Below are 507 nucleotides of genomic sequence, written 5' to 3'. Positions count from 1 at the left end.
GGTGATGGTCTCGGTGTCGGCGAAGTCGAACAGCAGCTCCTGCTCCGCGTCTCCCCGCTCGGCCGCCCGCTTGAGGTGCTCCAGCTCCGAGCGGCTGTTGGTGTCGACGGCCCGGGTGATGCGCTCGTGGGCCACCGGGTCGCCGTCGACCGCCCGGTAGAAGTGGTCCAGTTCCACCGTGCAGCCGCCGTCGCCGCGCTCGGTGATCCGCCAGGTGCCGCCCATGGCCGCGACCGGCTCGCGCGGCTGGATCTGTTCGAACTCGATGCGGAACGTGACCGGGTCCAGCCGGCGCCGCGACTCCCAGGTGCGCAGGTCGCCGTTGGCCAGCGCCCAGATCCGGATCCGCTCCTCGGTCCCGTCGCCGCCGGTCCGCTCGGCCCGCACGGTGGGCGGGAAGTACAGCGGCCACAGGCCCACTTCGGCGACGATCCGGTAGACCGCCTTCGCCGGGGCCGCCACCTCGATGCGGTGGGTCACTTCGGTGGTGCCGTCGATGGTGCCGGG

Annotated in this window: 1 protein-coding gene; it reads right to left on the bottom strand. The window is 72.8% G+C overall.

Annotated features, from left to right (window positions below; translation table 11 throughout):
• The coding region (locus CCN44_RS42940) for an aromatase/cyclase (protein WP_208639961.1) at positions 1–507 on the bottom strand (507 nt) is incomplete at both ends.

The sequence above is a fragment of the Streptomyces tricolor genome, from assembly GCF_002155905.1.
In the GTDB taxonomy this organism is placed as follows: Bacteria; Actinomycetota; Actinomycetes; order Streptomycetales; family Streptomycetaceae; genus Streptomyces; species Streptomyces tricolor.
The sequence above is the reverse complement of the archived record's forward strand: the minus strand, read 5'-3'. Positions and strand labels throughout refer to the sequence as shown.